General features: G+C 50.5%; 18 protein-coding genes. All 18 read right to left on the bottom strand.

What is annotated here, in order from left to right; genetic code table 11:
- Nucleotides 1–25: 25 nt before the first annotated feature.
- The 18 genes from B5D20_RS05395 to B5D20_RS05480 all read right to left on the bottom strand — a co-directional run bounded on the left by B5D20_RS05395 (nt 26) and on the right by B5D20_RS05480 (nt 20,865).
- Nucleotides 26–376, bottom strand: a complete 351-nt coding sequence (locus B5D20_RS05395) for a rod-binding protein (protein WP_078665207.1) — start codon at nt 374–376, stop codon at nt 26–28.
- Between the two features lie 13 nt (nt 377–389).
- Complete coding sequence (locus B5D20_RS05400) at nt 390–1,514, bottom strand: flagellar hook-basal body protein (RefSeq protein WP_078665208.1); 1,125 nt, start codon at nt 1,512–1,514, stop codon at nt 390–392.
- Nucleotides 1,515–1,527: 13 nt separating this feature from the next.
- Nucleotides 1,528–2,292 (bottom strand): flagellar basal-body rod protein FlgF, encoded by a 765-nt coding sequence (gene flgF / locus B5D20_RS05405; protein ID WP_078665209.1) that lies wholly within the window; start codon nt 2,290–2,292, stop codon nt 1,528–1,530.
- 17 nt (nt 2,293–2,309) lie between these two features.
- Nucleotides 2,310–4,346: an S-layer homology domain-containing protein gene (locus B5D20_RS05410; RefSeq protein ID WP_078665210.1), complete on the bottom strand. Its 2,037-nt coding sequence runs from the start codon at nt 4,344–4,346 to the stop codon at nt 2,310–2,312.
- 16 nt (nt 4,347–4,362) lie between these two features.
- Nucleotides 4,363–5,400 (bottom strand): rod shape-determining protein, encoded by a 1,038-nt coding sequence (gene mreB / locus B5D20_RS05415; protein ID WP_078665211.1) that lies wholly within the window; start codon nt 5,398–5,400, stop codon nt 4,363–4,365.
- 97 nt (nt 5,401–5,497) lie between these two features.
- Nucleotides 5,498–5,752, bottom strand: coding sequence for a sporulation transcriptional regulator SpoIIID (gene spoIIID / locus B5D20_RS05420; RefSeq protein ID WP_078665212.1), 255 nt, complete (start codon nt 5,750–5,752; stop codon nt 5,498–5,500).
- Between the two features lie 117 nt (nt 5,753–5,869).
- On the bottom strand, nt 5,870–6,520 hold the full coding sequence (locus B5D20_RS05425; protein WP_078665213.1) for a class I SAM-dependent methyltransferase: 651 nt from the start codon (nt 6,518–6,520) through the stop codon (nt 5,870–5,872).
- A gap of 169 nt (nt 6,521–6,689) precedes the next feature.
- Nucleotides 6,690–7,448: a M23 family metallopeptidase gene (locus tag B5D20_RS05430; RefSeq protein WP_078665214.1), complete on the bottom strand. Its 759-nt coding sequence runs from the start codon at nt 7,446–7,448 to the stop codon at nt 6,690–6,692.
- Between the two features lie 76 nt (nt 7,449–7,524).
- Nucleotides 7,525–10,524: a beta-phosphoglucomutase gene (gene pgmB / locus B5D20_RS05435; protein WP_078665215.1), complete on the bottom strand. Its 3,000-nt coding sequence runs from the start codon at nt 10,522–10,524 to the stop codon at nt 7,525–7,527.
- Nucleotide 10,525: 1 nt separating this feature from the next.
- Nucleotides 10,526–11,779, bottom strand: coding sequence for a PfkB family carbohydrate kinase (locus B5D20_RS05440; RefSeq protein WP_078665216.1), 1,254 nt, complete (start codon nt 11,777–11,779; stop codon nt 10,526–10,528).
- 15 nt (nt 11,780–11,794) lie between these two features.
- Nucleotides 11,795–12,895 (bottom strand): ABC transporter ATP-binding protein, encoded by a 1,101-nt coding sequence (locus B5D20_RS05445; protein WP_078665217.1) that lies wholly within the window; start codon nt 12,893–12,895, stop codon nt 11,795–11,797.
- Between the two features lie 5 nt (nt 12,896–12,900).
- Nucleotides 12,901–14,607, bottom strand: coding sequence for a glycoside hydrolase family 13 protein (locus tag B5D20_RS05450; RefSeq protein WP_078665218.1), 1,707 nt, complete (start codon nt 14,605–14,607; stop codon nt 12,901–12,903).
- Nucleotides 14,608–14,623: 16 nt separating this feature from the next.
- Nucleotides 14,624–15,454, bottom strand: a complete 831-nt coding sequence (locus B5D20_RS05455) for a carbohydrate ABC transporter permease (protein ID WP_200803472.1) — start codon at nt 15,452–15,454, stop codon at nt 14,624–14,626.
- Between the two features lie 13 nt (nt 15,455–15,467).
- Nucleotides 15,468–16,778, bottom strand: coding sequence for a carbohydrate ABC transporter permease (locus B5D20_RS05460; RefSeq protein ID WP_078665219.1), 1,311 nt, complete (start codon nt 16,776–16,778; stop codon nt 15,468–15,470).
- A 112-nt stretch (nt 16,779–16,890) separates the two neighbouring features.
- On the bottom strand, nt 16,891–18,201 hold the full coding sequence (locus B5D20_RS05465; protein WP_078665220.1) for an ABC transporter substrate-binding protein: 1,311 nt from the start codon (nt 18,199–18,201) through the stop codon (nt 16,891–16,893).
- A 110-nt stretch (nt 18,202–18,311) separates the two neighbouring features.
- Nucleotides 18,312–19,322, bottom strand: a complete 1,011-nt coding sequence (locus B5D20_RS05470; protein WP_078665221.1) for a LacI family DNA-binding transcriptional regulator — start codon at nt 19,320–19,322, stop codon at nt 18,312–18,314.
- Between the two features lie 47 nt (nt 19,323–19,369).
- Entirely contained in the window at nt 19,370–20,275 is a 906-nt protein-coding gene (locus B5D20_RS05475) for a SpoIID/LytB domain-containing protein (RefSeq protein ID WP_078665222.1), read from the bottom strand.
- Between the two features lie 56 nt (nt 20,276–20,331).
- On the bottom strand, nt 20,332–20,865 hold the full coding sequence (locus B5D20_RS05480) for a hypothetical protein (RefSeq protein ID WP_078665223.1): 534 nt from the start codon (nt 20,863–20,865) through the stop codon (nt 20,332–20,334).
- Between the last annotated feature and the right edge of the window lie 602 nt (nt 20,866–21,467).

Here is a 21,467-nt window from a genome sequence, read left to right on the forward strand (position 1 = left end):
AACAGTTTTTATTCCCGCAGAATAGCTATTTTTGCGGTTTCAACTGTTGATACAACATTTCTGCCAGACCAATCCCACCGGCCTTGCTCATCTGCATCGCCAGTTCCCCATCCAGCATATCCCGAAAGATCTCCTCTCCATTATCTTCCGGGAACAGTCCTCCTTTGGGAACAGTAGCCCGCATCCTCTGCAGGAGCTGGTGTAAAAAGAGAGCCTCCATCTGCTGGCAGGCCCCTTTCAGCTTCTTATCATCAGCGCTTTTGGCCGCCTGTTCCAGCACCCGGGCAAACTCCTGCCCTTCACCCGGAACGGTACTCTTGACCGCTTCCCGGGCCAGTTTCAGCGGGGAGGGCCCACCGATACCATTAACTGTCACCGGCTATCCCTCCTTAACGTTTGAGCTGGTTGGCGACCTGCATCATATCATCAGCGGTCTGGATCGCCTTGGAATTCAGCTCATAAGCCCGCTGGGCCATAATCATTTTCACCATTTCCTCAGCCACCTGGACATTGGAAGTCTCAATAAAACCACTCATCACCCCTGCCTGGTCTTCAGACACGGTTTCCGCCGGACCAGAGGCAGCGGTGGGGAAATACAGGTTCTGGCCCCTCTTCTCCAAACCCTGCGGGTTGGTAAACCGCACCCGGCGAATCAGGCCCACTTCCTGGGTCAGAACGAATTTGCCATCATCCCCTACATCCACCTGAACTACCCCCTTGTCCACTTCCGGCAGGGAGGAACTGACCAGCCTGGCGGGTTTAAACCCCCCATTGCCATCAGCAACCTGCAGGGAGGTGACAATATTGCCTTCACTGTCCACCTTGAAACTGCCGGCCCGCACATAGGCTTCACTGCCATCGGGCATTTCTACCTTGAAATAGCGGTCTTTGGGCGGATTGGGCTGACTGTCTGATGGTTGCCATTGTTCAAAGTCGCCGGTGAAAAATCCAGTGCCATTATCCACCAGAGTCTTGGCATCCTTAAGAATATAAATATCTGCTGATACTGCAGTTTTCCTGGGCATGACAATACTGCCATTTTCCGCAATGGATACCGCTTCCGGATCGCTGATCAGCACCTCATCGGCCGTCTTGTTCTGCAAGGACAGCTGATAGCCATCTACTGTTACAATCCGCCCTTCACTATTAATTTTGAAGGAGCCATCCCTGGTATAGGCGACCTGGCCGTTGGGCAGACGGATTTCAAAAAAGGTGTCATCGGTTAGTGCCAGGTCAAAGGGATTATTAGTAGCCTGCAGATTGCCCTTGCTGAACTCTGTCCTGATCCCGGCCACCCTTACCCCCAAACCCAGCTGGAAATTGATCGGGGAAGTGGTCCCATCAGCCAGCACCCGGCCGTTTTCCCGCAGATTGGCATAAAGCAGATCCTGAAACTCCACTGAAGTCTTTTTGTAACCGGTAGTATTGACGTTTGCCAGGTTGTTGGCGATATTGTCAATATTGGCCTGCTGGGCCGTCATACCGCTGGCCGCTGTCCATAAAGTCCGTATCATTCCGACTCCCTCCTTATACCCTGCCTACTTCATTAACAGCTTTCTCCAGAAGCTGGTCTTCCGCCTGAATGGTTTTTTGCCCGGCTTCATAGGTCCGCATAGCCGTCAGCATATTCACCATTTCCAGTACCGGATTGACATTGGACTGTTCCAGAAAACCGGGACGCAGCACCGGTTCCGCCAGCGGGGTTGCTCCTGTCCCCTGGAAGAGGGAGTCCCCCAGTTTCTGCAGGGCCTGGGGATTGGCAAAAGTCACCACCCGCAGCTTTCCTACCGGCTGACCATTGGCTGTTACCTGTCCCTGTTCATCAATAACCACCTTGCTGCCGGGCTGAACCCGAATCAGTCCCCCCTGCCCCAGCACCCGGTAACCGGCAGAGGTGACCAGGTACCCCTGTTCATCCAGCTGGAAAGCGCCATTGCGGGTGTAGGCCTCTCCGGCAGGAGTCTGAACCACGAAAAAGCCATTCCCGGCAATAGCCACATCCAGCGGTGCCTCCGTCTGGCGCAAGGGTCCCTGGGTAAAGATAGGCAGCACTGCCTGCAAACGGGCACCTGTGCCCAGCCCACCTACCAGCGGCCGTACATCCCCTTTATCCGCCCCCGGAATTCCCGGGTCATTGAGCCGGCTCAGCAGCAACTGGGGAAAAGCTTCAACGACAGTCTCATCTCGCTTGAAACCGGCTGTATTGACATTGGCCATGTTATTGGCGATGGTGTCCATGCGTTTTTGCTGGGCCACCATCCCGGACGCTGCTGTATATAATCCTCTGATCAAACCAACCCCTCCCCCGCTTAAATCCGCTTCAGTTCCGTCATCATCTTGACCAGCAACCTGGCAGCCTGGGCCTTGGTAATAGCCGCCCGGGGTGCTAACACTCCCGGTTTCACCCCATTGATATAGCCCTTTTGCAGAGCTACAGTTATGGCATTTTTAGCCCACCAGGGCACCTGGGCCCAATCCCTGAACCCGGGGCTGGTCCCACCATCCCTGGCAGCAGCCCAGTTACCGGCCCGGCTGAGGATGGTCATAAACTCCGCCCTGGTTACCGTACCATAAGGGTTAAAACGCCCATTGCCTGTACCTTTCATGTAACCAGCCCTGATTACCGCCTGAATATACGGGTAACGGGCATCACCGGTCGACAAATCGGTAAAGTAAAGATAATTATTGTTCAAGGGCTGCAGTCCCAGCGCCTTAGCCAGAATTACTGCCAGCTCGGCCCGGGTCAAGGCCCGGTCAGGACGAAAAGAGGTACTGCTGTCCGGTGACATGATACCACGAGCCAGCAGGGCTTCGATATCCTCCTGGGCCCAGTGGCCCTCTACGTCGGCATAAACCCTGACATCGGCCAGCACCGCATAAACTCCATTCCCCGGCAGCCAGGCAGTTACTGTTCCTTTGCGGCTGTCTGCCACTCCCGCCAGCGGCTCCCAGTTCCCATCGCCATTATAGCGATAGAGGTCCAGGCGCCGACCCTGCTCCGAACTGAGACCTGGCGCGGTTTTAACCGTCAGAGTTACCCCCTGTTCCCCCAGTCCTTCGATACTCAGCACCGGTCCGGCAAAAACCCGACCACCTCCGGAAATAGTATAGTCCCGGGGATTTTCGCTCCTGACCCGCAGGTATTCATTGCCGCTGAATACCCCGGGCGGTACCGTCAATTGAACCATTCCGCCCCAGAGTTTGAAGTTACCGCCGCTGATAGCAGGCTGCAGGCGGATACTGGCCCCTGTTTGCGGTTGTTCAATATAGTAAATATCAATACTCTTGCTTAAAGTTAAATTTGCCGTCTTTACTTCAACTTTAACAGTATTTTTGCCAGGCTTCAACAGGATATTGTCTGCAGTAAAGTACCCCCTGGTATTGAAAGAATATTTATTTTTGTTGACCACAGCCTCCAGTCCGCTATAATCAGCCAGGCCGAGCAGATGCCCACTGATACTGATAACATTGCTATAGACCTTGCTGCCCGAACCAGGACTGTCAATAACCAGCTCCGGCTTGCCTGCATATTTGACCTGAATCTCAACTGTAACCGACCGGTTGCCTTTGCTGCCCACCAGAGTGATTTTATCGGTCTTATCATTGACCACCAGGGTGTAGCTGAAACTGTTACCACTGACAGATACCTGCTGGTCATTGATTAGCAGCTTGTCCACATTCCAGGCCTTCCCCTTGACCACCACAGTGTTACCATTAATTTGTTGTCCCGGACCGGGTTCAGTTACCTCCAGTGCCGGACTGTCATCATACCAGACGGTCAGGTTTTTTTCCCGGCTATCCCCTTCGGAGTCCACTGCTGAAACCTTAATGTTATTTGCGCCCGGTTTCAAGCCGGACAGAGTCAGATTGAAGGTATTTACTCCGGTGGTCACCGACTGCTGGCTGCCATTGAGATATACCGCTGCCAGCACTCCTTCCGCCACTTCTCCCGTCAAGTTGAGAGATGAGGCGCGCACCAGCCCCTGATCTGCCGGCTGGTTGATGGTAATCACCGGCAAGCCATCGGCGTAAAACAGGTTGAGATACTTTTTGAGCGTCTGACCTGATATTCGTGCCACCAGCTCGATCCGGTTGGCACCCGGAGTCAACTGGATCTGGGTGATCCAGGAACCGTCACTGCCTACACTAACGGTATTGCCGTTAACTGTCAGCTCTGTACTGCCTCTGAGATAGCCCCTGACATCAATCTGACCAGTGGTTACCCTTGCTCCCTCCAGTGGGCTTTCCACCACCAGGGCCACCTCTGCCCCCTGACTTAACGCTGAGCCTGTCCCCAGCCAGACCAGCAGCAACAATATCAAACTTAGCCAGCGCTGCCGCTTCACTCTCCATCACCACCGCTTACAGCACTTTCCGATAGGACCGGTTGTTTTTGGCTACTACATCGTAGTTAACCAGGGCTTTCCCTGTTCCTAGGGCTACACAGGAAAGAGGATCATCGGCAATATAGACCGGCAGGCCTGTCTCCTTGCTGATCAGGGTACTGAGGCCATGCAGGAGAGAACCTCCCCCCGTCATGACAATTCCCTTGTTCATTATATCTGCCGCCAGCTCCGGCGGGGTTTTTTCCAGCACTTCCTTGACCGAGCTTACTACCTGTTCCACCGCTTCCTGCAGTGCTTCATAGGTATGCTGGCTGGTTACCTGCACATTCTTGGGCAAACCGGAAACCAGGTCCCGACCGCGAATCTCGTAAACGCTGTTATCCCGTTTGGCGGCCGGATAGGCAGTGCCGATCTGGATTTTCAGCTCTTCTGCCGTCCGCTCTCCGATCATCAGGTTGAATTCTCGCCGAATATAGCGCATAATAGCCTCATCAAACTTGTCTCCGCCGACCCGCAGGGATTTGCTCACCACTATGCCCCCCAGGGAAAGAACGGCAATATCGGTGGTACCCCCGCCGATGTCCACCACCATGGAGCCACTGGGTTCGGAAATCTCAATCCCTGCCCCCAGGGCTGCTGCCAGGGGTTCCTCAATCAGCGCCGCCTGCCTGGCCCCGGCCTGAATGGCGGCCTGTCTGACTGCCCGTTCCTCTACCCCCGTTACACCGGAGGGAATACACACCATAATGCGGGGCCGGAAAAAAGGCAAAATAAATTTGCGGCCGACGGCTTTGTTGATAAAATAGCGCAGCATTTTTTCCGTTACGTCATAATCGGCGATAACACCGTCCCGCAAAGGGCGAATAGCCACAATATTGCCCGGGGTCCGCCCGATCATGCGCCGGGCTTCCTCCCCGACAGCAATCACTTTGCCGGTATCCTTGTTGATGGCGACCACAGAGGGTTCGTGCAAAACAATCCCTTTCCCCCTTATATATACCAGCACACTGGCAGTGCCCAGATCCACACCGATATCCATGCCGAAGCCGAACATTCTCTTCTTTTCCCCTTTCAAATATTCTATTACGCCCAGTTTCGTCTAAATATAATTTATTTCTACTAAAAAGGGGAAAATCCTCTTTTTCTTACTGTTATTCAGCATTTTCCTGATATTTTTTTCTGGTCGCCTCCCCGCCCCGAATATGACGTTCTGCCTTGTTGTTTTCCAGGATTTTTTTGACCTGGGCTGCCAGGCGTTTATTAATGGTCGGTAACCGCTCGGTTATATCCTTATGCACGGTGGATTTGCTGACGCCGAAGACCTGGGCTGCCTGCCGCACCGTTGCCCCCGACTCCAGAATATAATTGCTGATATCCAGGACCCGTTTCCTGATGTATTCTTGCATCCCGTCCTCAACCCCCCTACAGCCATTGCTAATAGATATATATGCTGCAGGGAATGAGAAAAGAAGCCACTTGTCGGGTAATATAGCAAAAAGCCAGGTTGATAGCGTCTCAAAGTGCTAACCTTTTCTTAAAACCGCACGATAGCAATAGAGTCGGCCATATAGATCACTAAAGACTGCGTCATCTGGCAGTGTAAGTGAAACAGATCCATTAAATTTTAAGCCAACTTCAGTGATTATGTTTATGAAAGTATCTAAATTAATCGTTGGGTAGTCGAAAGTCAAAATAATTAAGCCTGTATCTTTAAGGGTCCTTTTAAATTCTTTTAGAATAGACTGCATCACCTTCGTATTTAAGTGCTCCAGGACGGAAATGCAGAATATCTTATCAAATTTTCCCTTTTCATAAGGAAGTTTAGCCAGATCCGCTTTAGCAAAGTGGATGTTATCAAAGTGACGTAAGGGAAATTTAGTGACCTCTTCTTGACCAAAGTCCGCTTCAATCTCCTGGAGGATAGCGGTGGATGACAAAATGCGTTCGTCAATGTCACAGGCATGCACTTCGCGACATGTATCGGAAAGAAAGAATTTAAAGGGATGACTAATACCGCAGCCAGCATCAAGTACCGTATCACTGGATTCAACAAACTTACTGGCCCAGGGGTATTCATAACAACGGCTCCACCATGCTGGGGGGAGAGTAAAGATGAATTCTTTCATTTTGGGATCTGATTGACGAAAAAATCGTGATTCAAACCTGTCATCCATAGCTTATGACTCCTTTCAAGCGAAACTAACCGGGCTCTTGGAGCGCCTATTGTTACAGATTATGTTCAATATTCGAAGAACGTTTCATCAAAGGAAGAATAAAAAAAAGGCAACCAGAACGGTTGCCAAGAAAGGGGATAGGGGATATGAAAAGAATGAGGGTAGCTTGTTAAGGGAAGATAACCGCAGGATTCACCGCTTCTCCCCGCTGGCTGGCAGCAAAATGGAGCAACTCACCCGGTGCTACCAGGCCTAAGACCTGGCCGCCTTCCACCCGCTGACCCATTCGCACCTTGATGCCCTGCAGGTTGCCATATACCGTTTCCCAACCCTGGGCATGGCTCAGGACCAGTTCCGGTCCTTCACTGCCATCGCGAATGGTCTTGACCTGACCGGGCCACACCGCCCGCACCAGGTTATTGTTTTCCGCCGGGCGGATATCCACCCCGTGGTGGAAACGGTAGTCCCCGAAAACCGGCCAGTAAATCTGGCCATAGCCGAAAATAAGTTGTCCACCTGCCAGCGGAAATCTGGGAGAGGGGAGTTCCTTCCCTACTATATTATTCCCCACCTGTGTCCGGGTGTATACCTGGTAGCGGGAAATTTTTTTCTTTTTTTCCTCCCGGGACCGGGCAGGCTCTACCGCCCGCTTAGCTTGCGTTTCCTCTCCGGTTTGCCGGGCCAGCACCGTCGCCGGTTTAACCCATGTGGCAGTGCTGCTCAGGTCATCCTGTACCGCCCGGGTCACAGTTACATGATCCTGATAAGTCCGGTTAAACCACCAGGCATATGTACCCGCCAGGACCAAGCCAGTAATAGCTATCCCCCAGATACTCCAGCCCAGCAGCCAGCGCCGCCGCCAGTTCTTTTGCCTTTCCAGAGCATCCGGCCACCAGGGCCAGTCGATAATTTTTCTCCACCAGCTCATAAAAACCACCTCCTTATCCTTGATTTTTCCCTTTTTTTATATCTCTTAAACATAAAGCAAAAGAAAAACAGGTGCCTTAACGGACACCTGTAAAGCATGCTTGCAGTTTAGACAAATTCAGTTCATTCATTGTTTTGACTACCAGATCCGCTGCCGGGAGAGTTGCCTTATCGCCTACACCGACCGCTACCATCCCGGCAGCCTTGATAGCAGCAATCCCGGCTGCAGCATCCTCGATTCCCAGACAGTTTCCCCCATGCACCTGCAGCTGTTCGGCAGCGGTCAGGAAAATCTCCGGATCGGGTTTGCCTTTTTTTACTGCGCCCGCATCTACAATTACATCAAAATACCGGGTCAGTTGCAGTTTCTCCAGCACCAGCGGCGCATTTTTGCTGGCTGAAGCCAGAGCGATCTTGATCCCATGAGCCTTCAACTCCTGCAGCAGGGCCAGCACCCCTGGTGCCACCGCCGCCGGCGTTAGCTGCTCTAGCAGCTCCAGATAATACCGGTTTTTCCTGGCGATCCACTCTTCCTTTTCCGCTTCCGCCGCGGTTTTGCCATTGGCCTGCAGGATAATCTCCAGGGATTCCTTGCGGCCAATCCCTTTCAGCTGTTCATTCAGGGCCCGGTCAAAGGCCAGCCCCAGCTCCTCGGCCAGCCGCTTCCAGGCCAGGTAGTGGTATTCGGCGGTATCAGTGATTACCCCATCCAGGTCAAAAATCACCGCCTCCAGGCGGGGCTTGATACTGACCGCCACCGGCCGACCAGCGAGCAGCTGCAGCTCCTGCTGTCGATGGTAGATGGTCAGGGGTTCTCCTGTCAGTAAAGTATAGACTGCCTCTTCGGCTGTCACCTGCACCTGCAACAGGCGGTGCTGGAACCGGACTTTGAAGCTATAGCCCTCCCATTTCTCCGGTATAATGGGATTAAAGTAAAGCTTGCCGTCATATTCCCGCATGCCGCCAAAACCGCAGACCAGGGCCAGGCGGGCCCCGGCCATGGCCGCCATATGCAGACCATCCTTGACATTGCCATGGTAATCATCCAGATCTAGGCGGGCGGTCTGCATAAAATAATGATAAGCCTTGTCCTTGTACCCGATCTCAGCCGCCATGATGCTGTAAATACAGGGCGAGAGAGATGAATCATGGGTGGTCAGGGGCTCGTAATAATCATAGTTGCGCTTTTTCTCCGCCAGGGAGAAACGGTTGCCCTGCAGGAAGAGGGCCAGTACCACATCAGCCTGCTTCAGCACCTGATGGCGATAAATCACCAGGGGGTGATAGTGGAGCAACAAGGGGTATTTATCAGCCGGAGTGCCGGCAAAATCCCAGACCGCCTTGTCCAGGAAGGAATCATCCTGGGCCAGAATGCCCAGTTCTTCATCATAGGGAAGGTACATAAGCCCGGCTGCTCGCTGCCATGCCGCCACTTCCTCAGGCTGAAGCCCGATTTTGGCCGCCAGGACCTGGTACTGCTCCGGATATTCCCTCTGCAGCCAGTTCGCCATGCGGGCAGCGAACTCCAGATGGTCTTTGGCCATCAGGTTGGTATAGGCGTTGTTATTGACAATGGCGGTATACTCATCCGGGCCGGTTACCCCGTTGATACAGAAGCGGTTGCCTTTTCTGGGGATATAATCTCCCAGGTCGACCCAGAACCGGGCGGTTTCAAACAGCATTTCCGCCCCGGCCTGCAGGAAAAACTCCAGATCCCCGGTGGCCTGCAGATATTTTTTCAGGGCATAGATGACGGCAGCATTGATATGATACTGGGCAGTACCGGCCGGATAGTAAGCGGAAGTCTCTTCCCCATCAATGGTCCGCCAGGGGAAGAGGGCCCCCCGCTGGGACATTTGCCGGGCCCGCTCCCGGGCTTTGTTCAGAATGTGATAGCGATAGGCCAGCAGCGACCGGGCAATTTCCGGACTGGTATAGAGGAAAAAGGGCAGAATATAGATTTCCGTATCCCAAAAATAGTGGCCTTCGTAGCCTTCACCAGTCAGACCTTTGGCTCCGATATTGGTCCTGCCATCCCGGCCAGCGGATTGCAGCAGCTGGAAGGCATTGAAACGCAGTCCCTGCTGCAGGGCGGCATCCCCTTTAATTTCAATATCTGCTACTTGCCAAAAAGCAGCCAGATACTGGCGTTGCTCCTCTGCCAGGGCAGTAAAGCCGAGGTTCCTGGCTTCCTCTACAGTTGCCTGAGCGCGAGTCAGCAATTCCCCTTCCGGATAATCCCGGGAGGTATAATAGGCCAAATATTTCTCCAGTCTCACTTTTTCCCCCTGCTTCACCGGCAGGGTATAGCGAAAGCCCACCAGTTGTTCTGCTTCAACCTTTTCCCGCTTTCCTTCCCGGCTGGCCTCTATCGCATTTTCCATAGCACAGACCAGGGCAAAGGCGGTAGTTTTGGTTCGTTGACGGAGGGCGGCAAAGTCACCCTCAGCCCCTTTCCCTTCTGTCATAAGGACCTGGCCCTGAAAACCGGAACCGGTGCGGGGATCCCCCTTGCTGACCTGGTTGCGCACGTCTCCATTCAGAGCGGAGATAAAGGTAATTTCCCCATTAAAGTTGAGAGCTTCCACTTCACAGGTCAGAGCCGCCAGGTGTTTACGTTGTAATGATACCAGACGTTGAAAGCGCAAGCGTACCTGCTGGCCTGCAGGGGCCTCCCAGGTCACCTCACGGGTAAGCAAACCGGTCTTTAAATCCAGTTCCCGCCGGTAAGCCAGAATGCGCCCACGAAAGAGACTGAAAGGCTGGTCATCCACCAATACCTGCATGATTTTGCCATCGGTTACATTCAGCATGGTTTGCCGGTTTCTGGCATAACCATAAGCTTCTTCCCCGTAAATAATGGGCTCTGAATCAAAAAAACCATTCAGATAGGTGCCATTCACCGAGGTCCCTTCCGGGCCCTCATAGCCTTCTTCAAAATTTCCCCGCATCCCGATATAGCCATTGCCGGTGGCGAAGATGGATTCATTGCGCAGATTATCTTCAGGTCGGAATCTCTCTTCAATGATCTTCCATTCATCGAGGGGGTAAATTGGTGTTGCTGTCTGTTGTTTCATCTCAACTTTCGCTCCCTGTCTTGCCTTGTAAGAAAGAAGTCAGTGTTTCCAGGGCTTCGGCTGCTTCCGGGCCGTCGGCATACAGAGTTACCTGTTCCCCTGGTCGCACCCCCAGCACCATCACCCCGAGAATACTTTTGGCATCCACCAGTTTATTCTGGTAGCCTATTTTCAATAACGCCTCATATTTTCCGGCTGTTTGGACAAATAGAGCGGCGCTTCTTCCCAGCAGCCCTTCCGGCAGTTCAACAGTCACCTGACGAATGTAGTCCGCACTGGTTACAGGAGCTGCTGCCAGTTCTGCCTCCACCTCCGCCCGGGTGGGTATAGCAGCAATTGCCCCCGGCCGGGTAGTGGTCAGCGCCCCTACCCGGTTGGCAAAGGTCAGGACCTCCTGCCACTCCCCTTCAGTTAATCCGGACAGTTGACGTCCGGTTACCAGCATTTCCTCCAGCCGGGTGAGAAAAGCCGCCCAGAAGGCATCTCCAGCCCCGGTGGTATCAATGGCCGTCACCTCAAACCCATTCAGCTGCAGTACCTGCTCCCGGCTGCAGAGCAAGGCGCCTTTCGCTCCCAGGGTTACCACCACCAGACGGGGGCCAGCAGCCAGCAGCTGCTGGCAGGCCGCCTCCCGGTTCTCCCCCGCATGGCCAGCAAGAAACTCCAGTTCTTCTTCACTGACCTTGACCAGGTCAGCCAGTGGCAGGACTGCCAGGATCCGCTCCCGGGCCATTTCAGCTGAAGGCCAGAGGTTGAGGCGGAGATTAGGATCAAAAGCAACTAACGCCCCCAGCTCTTTAGCCCGTTTTACCGCTGCCAGAGTGGCAGAAGCAGCCGGCTCGCTAATCAACGTGACAGAACCAAAGTGGACAATCCGGGCCCGGGCTAGTAGGTCCTGCCGGATTTCCTCGGGCCGAAGCAGCATATCGGCACTGGGACGGCGGTAAAAGAGGAAATCCCGCTCCCCGTCAGCCCGCAGAGAAACAAAGGCCAGGCCGGTGTTGGCCTCCTCGGAAAACAGCATTCCGCTGGTATCAACCCCCAATTCCGCCAGGGTTTTCTCCAGGAAGCGGCCGAATTCATCAGCTCCCACTTTGCCAATAAAGGCCGCTTTACCCCCCAGTTTGGCAATCCCGGCAGCTACATTAGCGGGAGCTCCTCCGGCTTTTTTACTGAAGGTTTCCACATCCCGCAGGGCCTGGCCTAACACTGTGGGCACAAAATCTATTAAAGCCTCGCCGATACAAACTATCATTAGCAGTCCCCCGCTTTACAAAATCGCTTCTTCGGTTTCTTTATCAAAGGCATGCATTTTGTTCATATCAATGGCCAGCCGTACTTTTTCCCCGGCCCGATACTGGGAACGGCCATCCAGGCGGGCGGTAAAGTTATGGGTGTCGGCAGAAAGATAGAGATAAGTTTCAGCCCCCATCAGTTCTACCACATCAATGACCGCTTCCACCTGGCTGTGAGGATATGCTTCCAGCACCACCGCCTCATCGTGAATGTCCTCGGGCCGGATCCCGAAAATTATCCGCTGATTAATATACTTCTGCAATTTTTCCCCTTTCCCCTGGGGCACTGCCAGCTCGAAATTACCGAAATTCAGGGAGACCGTCTCACCTTCCAGTTTAACGGTACATTCCAGGAAATTCATGGCCGGAGAACCGATAAACCCGGCAACAAATTTATTACAGGGATGGTGATAGAGATTTAAAGGTGTATCCACCTGCTGGATCACCCCATCCTTCATCACCACAATGCGGTCACCCATGGTCATCGCTTCCGTCTGGTCATGGGTAACATAAATGATAGTGGACTCCAGCCGCCGGTGCAGTTTGATGATTTCCGTCCGCATCTGCACCCGCAGTTTGGCATCCAGGTTGGAAAGGGGCTCATCCATCAGGAAGACTTTGGGTTCCCGCACAATAGCCCTCCCCATGGCTACCCGCTGCCTCTGACCCCCGGACAGGGCTTTGGGTTTCCGTTCCAGTAAATGTTCGATCTGCAAAATGCGTGCCGCTTCCCGCACCCGGCGGTCGATTTCCTCTTTGGGTACATTCCGCAATTTCAATCCAAAAGCCATGTTCTCATAAACATTCATATGGGGATAGAGGGCATAGTTTTGAAATACCATGGCCACATCCCGTTCTTTCGGTGGCAAATGATTGACCAGCCGGTCGTCAATATATAGATTGCCTTCGGAAATTTCTTCCAGACCGGCCACCATGCGCAGGGTAGTGGATTTACCACAACCGGAAGGACCGACAAACACCAGAAATTCCTTATCCTTGATTTCGAGATTGAAATCCTTAACAATGGTTTGCTGGCCATAGCGCTTGTAGATATGTTCAAATCGGACTTTGGCCATCGCCATTACCTCCTGTCTGTGCCATTACTGAACCGATAGACCCGGGCTTCATACGGACGGAGCCGGAATTCCCTGCTTTCCTCATCGTTTACCGGGTAGTTGACAATCAGCAATTGCCGCTGGCTAAACCGCTCCAGTTCTGCCGGCATGGTGAAAAGAGGGGTAGCCGCGGAGAAGTTCAGCACCACCAGCAGTTTTTCTTCTCCCAGGGTTCTGGTATAAGCATAGATTTGTTCATCTTCAGGCAGCAGCAAGTCATAGGTACCATATACGAAAACCGGCATTTCCTTGCGCAGGCGAATCAAGCGCTTGTAATAGTGAAATACGGAATCGGGGTCCATTAAGGCCTGGGCCACATTGATTTCCCGGTAGTTGGGGTTGACTTTGATCCAGGGCTGACCACCGGTAAAGCCCGCATTTTCACTGGCATCCCACTGCATGGGGGTACGGGCATTATCCCGGCCCTTGGCATGAATCAAGGGCAGGATTTCCTCCGGCTTACTTCCTTTCGCCAGTTCCTCCCGATACATGTTCAGGGTTTCAATGTCCCGGTAGTCCTCAATGGAATCGAATTTGACATTGGTCATGCCGATTTCCTGACCCTGATAAATGTAAGGTGTACCCTGCAGAGTGAGCAGGAAAGTGGCCAGCATTTTGGCAGATGGCACCCGGTACTCCCCATCATCAGCGAAGCGGGAGACAGAACGGGGCTGGTCATGGTTTTCCAGATAGATACTGTTCCAGCCTTTGCCTTCCAGCTCTTTTTGCCAGGTGGTGATGATTTTTTTCAAGTCCGTTAATTTCCAGGGATAGAGCTCCCACTTCCCTTTAGTGCTATTGGGTGCCATATCCACATCCATGTGCTGGAACTGGAAAACCATGTTCAGGGTCCCCGTTTCCTCATGGGTGTATTTGATGGCATCTTCGGGAGTGACAAAGGGTGTTTCCCCCACGGTCATGATATCATAGTGGTCCAGCACTTCCCGTTTCATTTCCTGCAGGAACTCATGAATACGGGGCCCGTTAATGAAATACTCTGTTCCCCACTGGTAGGGGTCATCACTGCGTTTGGGTGCATCTGGCAAACCCGGAACCTTGGAGATGGCATTGATCACATCCATGCGGAACCCGTCAATCCCCTTGTCCAGCCACCATTTCATCATCTCATAGATTTCTGCCCGCAAACGGGGATTTTCCCAGTTTAAATCCGGCTGCTTTCTGGAGAAGAGGTGGAGATAATATTCCCCCGTTGTTTCATCATACTCCCAGGCCGAGCCGCTGAAAAAGGAACGCCAGTTGTTGGGTTCCCGGCCATCCTTGCCTGGCCGCCAGATGTAGTAATCCCGGTAGGGATTATCCCTGGACTTGCGGGATTCGATAAACCAGGGATGTTCATCCGAGGTGTGGTTTACCACCAGGTCCATGATCAGTTTCATCCCCCGCTTATGGACCTCGGCCAGCAGTTCCTCCCAGTCGGCCAGGGTGCCGAATTCCGTCATGATATCCCGATAATCACTGATATCATAGCCATTATCATCATTGGGGGATTTATAAACCGGGCAGAGCCAGATTACATTCACCCCCAGCTCCTGCAGATAATCCAGTTTGGAGATAATTCCCCGCAAATCCCCGATGCCATCCCCATTGCTGTCCATAAAACTGCGGGGATAAATCTGATATACAACCGCTTCTTTCCACCAGGCTTTTTTCATCCGTCCTCTCCTCCCATCATTCTTTAACTGCTCCTGCGGTTAAGCCTGATACAATCCGTTTCTGGAAGATCAATACCATGATTACCAGCGGGACGGTAACCACAATGGAAGCTGCCGCAATCTCACCCCAGGGCATGGTATACTGCCCCTGGAACATGGCAATCCCTACCGGTACCGTTTTCATTGCCTCTTCAGTGTTGATAGTCAGGGCAAAGAGAAATTCATTCCAGGCTGCAATAAAGACCAGGATCGCTGTAGTAAAAATCCCGGGCAAGGCCAGCGGGAAAAAGACTCTGGTTAGAGTCTGCAAGATACTGGCTCCATCCACTTTGGCTGCCTCAGCCAGGTCGTAGGGAATTTTACGGAAGAAAGCAGTCAGGTTCCAGATAGCCAGCGGCAGAGCAAAAGTAGTATAGGGCAAAATCAGCCCCAGATAGCTATTGGTTAGTCCCACCGACTGTAAAAACAGAAAGATGGGAGAAATGGTAGCGATTTGAGGGAACATGGATACCGCCAGCACTATCCCCAGTACGATGGCTTTGCCGCTGAATTTTACCCAGGCAATAGCATAGGCAGCAATTGAGGCGATAACAATACTGACCAGAGTGGTAGTGGAAGCTACTACGAAACTGTTCCAGAGATATCTGCCAAAGGGTCGAGCACTGAAGACCCGGATATAGTTTTCAATGGTGGGATTCTCAATCAGTACATTAAAAGCCCTGTCTCCAAACAGTTCACCGGGCGGTTTGATGGAAGCGACTAACTGCCAGAAAAAGGGAAACATAATTACAAACAGGAAACCCACCAGAAAGAGATAAAACAACGGCCCTGCCTTTTTCTGAATCATTTGCTGCCACCCCCTACCTGCCTCGATTATCGCCGATCAGGTCAGCGCCGAGAACTTTGATGAAAATCAAACTGATAATAGCTATACACAGAAAGACTATGACCGAGAGAGCAGAACCGGCCCCGAAATTCATCTGCGCAAACATGGTTTTGTAAGCATAGATGGAAATAGTTTCGGTAGAGTTAGCCGGGCCACCACCGGTTAGTACATAAATCAGGTCAAAGACCCGGAACGCATCCAGGGTCCGGAACAGGAGCGCTACCAGAATGGTGGATTTCAGCATAGGCAAAGTAATGTAGAAAAATTGCTGGGTTTTGCTGGCCCCCTCTACCTCCGCTGATTCATAGAGAGAGTCAGGAATGGTCTGCAAACCGGCAAATAAGAGTAACGCCATAAAGGGCGTAGTTTTCCACACATCAGCAAAGATAACCGAGAACATAGCCCCCCATTTGGTGGTTAACAACACACTCATATCATTAACCAGGCCAATGGTTTCAAAAAACCTGGCTACGATTCCGTTCTGTCCATCGTACATAAATTTCCACATTAAGGCCGAGATTACTGTGGGAATGGCCCAGGGAATCAGCACTGCTGCCCTGACCAGTCCGCGGCCTTTAAACTGTTTATTGATCAGCAGGGCAATCCACAGGCCCAGCACCAGTTCAATAAATACTGAAACAACCGTAAAGAAAAAGGTATTAAATAGAGCTGCCCAGAGCCGGGGCTCCTTGAAAAAGGTTTTGTAGTAGGTTAGACCGAGATAGTTTGGTTCAATCATAGCTGCCCGCAATCCCTGCAGTGGACCGAGGATTTCCTCGGGTTTTTCGATGGTTTTAGCTTTGCTTAAGGCATCAATTTTTCCCTGAATACTGGCCAGCTGGGTTTTAATCAAGATTGCTTGTTCTTTTTTTACTTCCAGATATTTTAACTGTTCAGGCACAGGCTGAAAATCATAGAGCAGTTTGTCAATCTCTTCATATCTTTTAGCAATTTCTGGATCCCGGTTCAATTCCTTTTGCAAATTTTCCGCTGCTGTTTTCAAATCCGTCAGGGCAGTTAGAGCCTCTCCGGCTGCCTCTGCGCTCTTTTTATTTAACACCCGGATTAGAGCCGGCATGGTTTCCACATATCTTTCCATATCCAGCCCGTAATTGAGATGTACAGCCGTCCGGGCCGGGTCATTGAGGCGAATATCAAACATACTCAGCCAGAAAGAACGCAGCACTGGCCAGATGGCAATAACCGTAATCATCAGGAGTGCAGGCAATACCATCAGATAACCTATCTGTTTTTCCGATAAGCCTTTGCCTTTACCCGGTTTCATCGCATTCACCAACTTCCTGTTTTTTACAACCTTTCAGGTGAGAAAAAAAACCATGAAAACCCGCTGTTGAGGGAGGAGGAAATCCCTCCCTCAACAGCGCTTTCATGGTATTTTATTTGCCAATGGCCTCTTTCATTTTCTTCTCCATGTTCTGAACTGCCTGCTCAGCAGTTTGCTGACCGGCCAGAGCCTTGGAGACTTCGATCTGGATGATTTCAGAAATCTTGGGATAGATGGGGGAACTAGGACGCGGCACAGCTGCACTTACACCATTAATGAAGTCTTTATTGGCGAAGAGCGGGCTGGCTTTTTGCACTTCCGGATCATCATAAACAGGCAACAGAGTAGGAGCAGAACCGCCATAGATAGCAGTGATCTTCTGGCCTTCCGGACCAGTCATGAACTTAACAAACTCCCAGGCTTCCTTGGGATGTTTGGTGTACTTGTTAATACCGGTCATCCAGCCACCCAGGGTAGCAGCAGAACCAGCATCCCCTGCCGGCAGCGGAGCGATAGCCACTTTGTCTACAACTTTGGACTGGGTTTTGTCCTGGGCCAGGGCATACATATAGGGCCAGTTGCGGATGAAAGGTGCCTGTCCTTCAATGAAGGCAGTGTGAGATTCCAGTTCGGTAAAGGTAGTGATATTCTTGGGCACAATGTCAGACTTGACGATTTCCATCATTTTCTTTAAGGCTTTGATGCTATTGGGGTTATTGATGACTACATTGCCATTTTCGTCCAGAATCTTACCACCATAAGCAGCATTGAACTCTACAAAATTACAGACCAGACCTTCATATTGCTTGGCTTGCATCAGGTAGCCAAACTGAGTTCCGCCTTTCCCTTTGTACTGACGAGCTTGAGCGATCAGCTCATCCCAGGTTTTGGGCGGCTGCTTCACGATATCTTTCCGGTAGTAGAGCAAACCGGTATCAATAAACTTGGGCATGGTCCACTGCTGACCATTGTAGTTACCGGCTTCGACAGCACCTTTGATGTACTTACTCATATCAATCTGATCTTTTTCAATAAACCGATCCAGGGGCAAGAGATAGCCAGCCTGAGCGAATTCAGCAGGCCAAATTACGTCCAGGTCAAAAACATCGATTTCAGAAGATTTGGCACTGAACATGGTTACATACTGGTCATGGCTTTGCCCGGTATCAGCCGGCATTTCCCGGAATTCCACATCAATGTTGGGGTATTTCTTTTCGAATGCCTCTACAATTTTTTCGGTAGCACCGGTGACATCTTTACCCCGAGCGTAAATGAGTTTTACCTTTTCTGCCGGTTGTTCAGTAGCTTGCTTGTTCTCAGTTTTGGGTGCTTCTGCTGCTTGCTTGCCGGTACCGCAGGCAGTGAGAGAAAAAGCCATGACAGCGGCAAGGGCGATACTGGTTACCTTTCTCCACTTCGACATTTGTTCTCCTCCTCCATCTAAATTGATTTTTAAATGAAACTAAACACCACCTTTTTATTTGCCATCTCACCCCCTAATTAGGAAACCGTTTTCCTACACCTTAAAAAAATTTATATTCTACGGCAAGAATTACGTTCTATTATGTGATAGGGCAAGACTGTCTTTGTTTCACTTAATTTTTCTCCTTCAATTAGCTTTACCAGTTTTCTGGCGGCTACCGCCCCAATATCATATATAGGCTGCTTCACTGTGGTCAAAGCCGGTCGGAAAACAGGGGCAATAAAAATATCATCAAAACCCATCACCGAGATATCTTCCGGCACTCTTAGCCCATTATCCAGTAGCACTCCAATAGCGCCTATCGCCATTTCATCATTGGCTGCAAAAATGGCGGTTGGCAACTCCTCTCTGGCTACAGTCCGCAAAATTTCTTCCATTGCTTTTTTGCCGCTATCCACCTTGAAGTTCCCTTGTTTGAGCAAGTTGAAGTCAATATTCAGTTTATGTTCCAGCATTGCCTGCTGATAGCCCAAAAAACGATCCCGTCCGGCGCTGTCATCCAGAGGGCCGCTAATCATGCCGATTCGCTTATGACCCAGGGAAATCAGATAGGAGGTAGCATCATAGGCAGCTCTTACATCATCAATTACTACACAGGGCACATCTTCCCGTTCGGTACAATTGCTGGTAACTACCATTGGAATAGAAGTGCTTTCAAAATATTCCTCGTGTTTTTCTGTAACCTGTGTACTCATTTTGATGATACCATCTACCTGTTTTTCCTTTAAAATATTGAGATATTGCAATTCTTTCTCAATCTGTCCGAAGGTGTTGAACAACAGGATATTGTAGCCATACATATTGGCAATTTCCTCAATCCCGGCGATAGCCACCGGGAAAAAGGGGTTAGCTATATCCGGGACCAAAACCCCGATCAGCCTGGTTTTTTTCAGAACCAGACTGCGGGCCAGGGAGTTGGGCTGAAAGTTCAATTTATTTACTGCCGCCAGAACCCGGGCCCGGATTTCCGAACTTACCGGTTTGCTGTTATTTAGTACCCGGGAAACGGTAGAAACCGATACTCCCGCCTCTCTGGCAACATCTTTGATCGTTACTGGCATTACCCTCCCCCTTTCTAATTTTATTATAGGAAAACGTTTTCAGAAAGTCAATACAATTTTTTTATTTCTGTCCCTTGGTAATAATGTTGCAATATCCGCTGATAATCCCAGCCCTGCTGGCCCCAGAGATTGGCCCCCCGCTGGCATAGCCCCAGCCCATGGCCATAACCGCTGATTTCCAGCAAACTTACCCCGGCCCTTACCTCCAGCACCCGGAAGCGGGCTGATGGCAGCTGAAAGCGATTACGGATCTCCCTTCCTGCTACCGAACGGTCATTAACCTGAGCCTGCAGCACTGTGCCATGCTGACTGGTACTGAGGACACTGATGGCTGCCGGTACACGCTGACGCTGAGGCGGAAAATCCTGAGCCTCAGTTTTCGGACAGGCTGCTCCTGCCAGGTAGGGAATATCCTGCCCCCGGACTTCAAGCGCTGATTCCGTGCCCAGCCCGCCACAGGATGCATGAAAAAGAGCCTGAATGGGTTTTCCCTGATAGAGAAGTATTTGTCCGGCAGTAGCGCTGACTGCTTCCCGGATTTTCTGATAATAGCGTCCTGCCTGGCTGCGGGGCCATTTGGCCAGAATTTCCTCTTCCTCCAGCCAGGCCATCGTATGCGCCGGATCATCACAGAGGACCGCTCCGGCATGACTGCGGGCGAAATCCTCCAGCTCCCGGGCCCGCTCTAGTCTTTCCCAGGCGTAAGTCCGGGCTGCTACCGCCTGGGCTTTTAGAGCCTCCGGGTGAAAAGCCGCCGGCATTTCTGCCCCTACCACACCCACTACATATTCCTCCAGGCTCAGAGTCAACACCTTTTGTTCTCGGTGACTGTAGATTTTTATTTCAGGTCCAGGCAAACCAGGTTCCTGCCTGTACAGCCACCAGCCGATGATAATCGGCAGTAAAAACAGGATAGTGGTCAGTAACAATAAAAAAAGACCGCCTTTGCGCATGTCTTCCCCTCCCGGAAAAATTATATGCGCTTAGCAGCCTGATATTTACCCTGTAATCACTTTTTTAAAAATTTATTTAATTCTTTTTCTGAGATTTTCAATGGATTTTCATCATCTTTTAATTCCCTATAAGTATCAATAAAATCTTTAATATCCGTTGATTTTTCAAATATTAGTTTTAAAGCCTCCGGTATATTTTTCGGTCTATCACCTACCCAGTTTGAAGGCGAAAAAAACGTTATTAGATCTGATTGTTGTGTTGCTTTTTTTAATGCCTTAAATTGCCTTTGCGGCATATGTTTTTTGGCAAACTCCTCAGATACCAGCCCTTTTAAATATAATACTCCGACAGTGCCTGCACTTATCTCTCCGTTTTTTAACTGTTTATCTATACTTTTAATTCCAGTTATTGCTCCTTTAATAAAATTTTCTTTGCCTTTCTTTATTCCTATCTTTAGATCTTTTCTTGCCTTTTTCCCTGCATTAAGGGCTGCTCGATAAATATCGGCATCACTTGCGTATACAGGCGTTAATGTATTAAAAATAATAATTGTTAATAAAAAAAGTATTAATCTTTGACTTTTCTTCATACACACCACTCCCTCAATAAGATTTTAATTTCTACCTTGACAGGCAAAAAAGAGCGCAGCGTATTATAGCCTCATGCGGTGGGTATTTTTTTACGCTGCTGCCATCATCGGCCGTTAAATATCAGTCATCAATAGAATTAGCGATTGTGCATTCCTCTGGCACAGACATATTCTAATCGAGGTATCTTCTTTTTTCAAAGACCAGATTTTTTATTACAGGAAAGCTCCTTTTTTGTAATATATGCTTATTTACAAATAACATATTAACATTATTTTTCTTTTTTTGCAATATATTTTAATGACATGCTTTTTGCAATGTACCCTTTTTCAGAATGAAAATTGCTAAAAATATTATAAATAAATTTTTTTAAACATTATCATTCAGTTGTTTAGCAAGGATAACGGTATCTCTCTTTTTTTAAATCCTAAAAAAGGGCGCACTAATCCCACTAGCCCTAAAATGACTTCTTAATCATCCGGCCTGTAACTTTTTGCCCATATTAGAGATGCTTTTCTTCTCCTTTTTAAGCTACTAGGCTCCGCATCTTCTCTGCCTGATTTTCCCGGATTCGCCCTATCGCCATTGCTAGCATAACACACAG

It is taken from the genome of Carboxydocella sporoproducens DSM 16521 (assembly GCF_900167165.1).
In the GTDB taxonomy this organism is placed as follows: domain Bacteria; phylum Bacillota.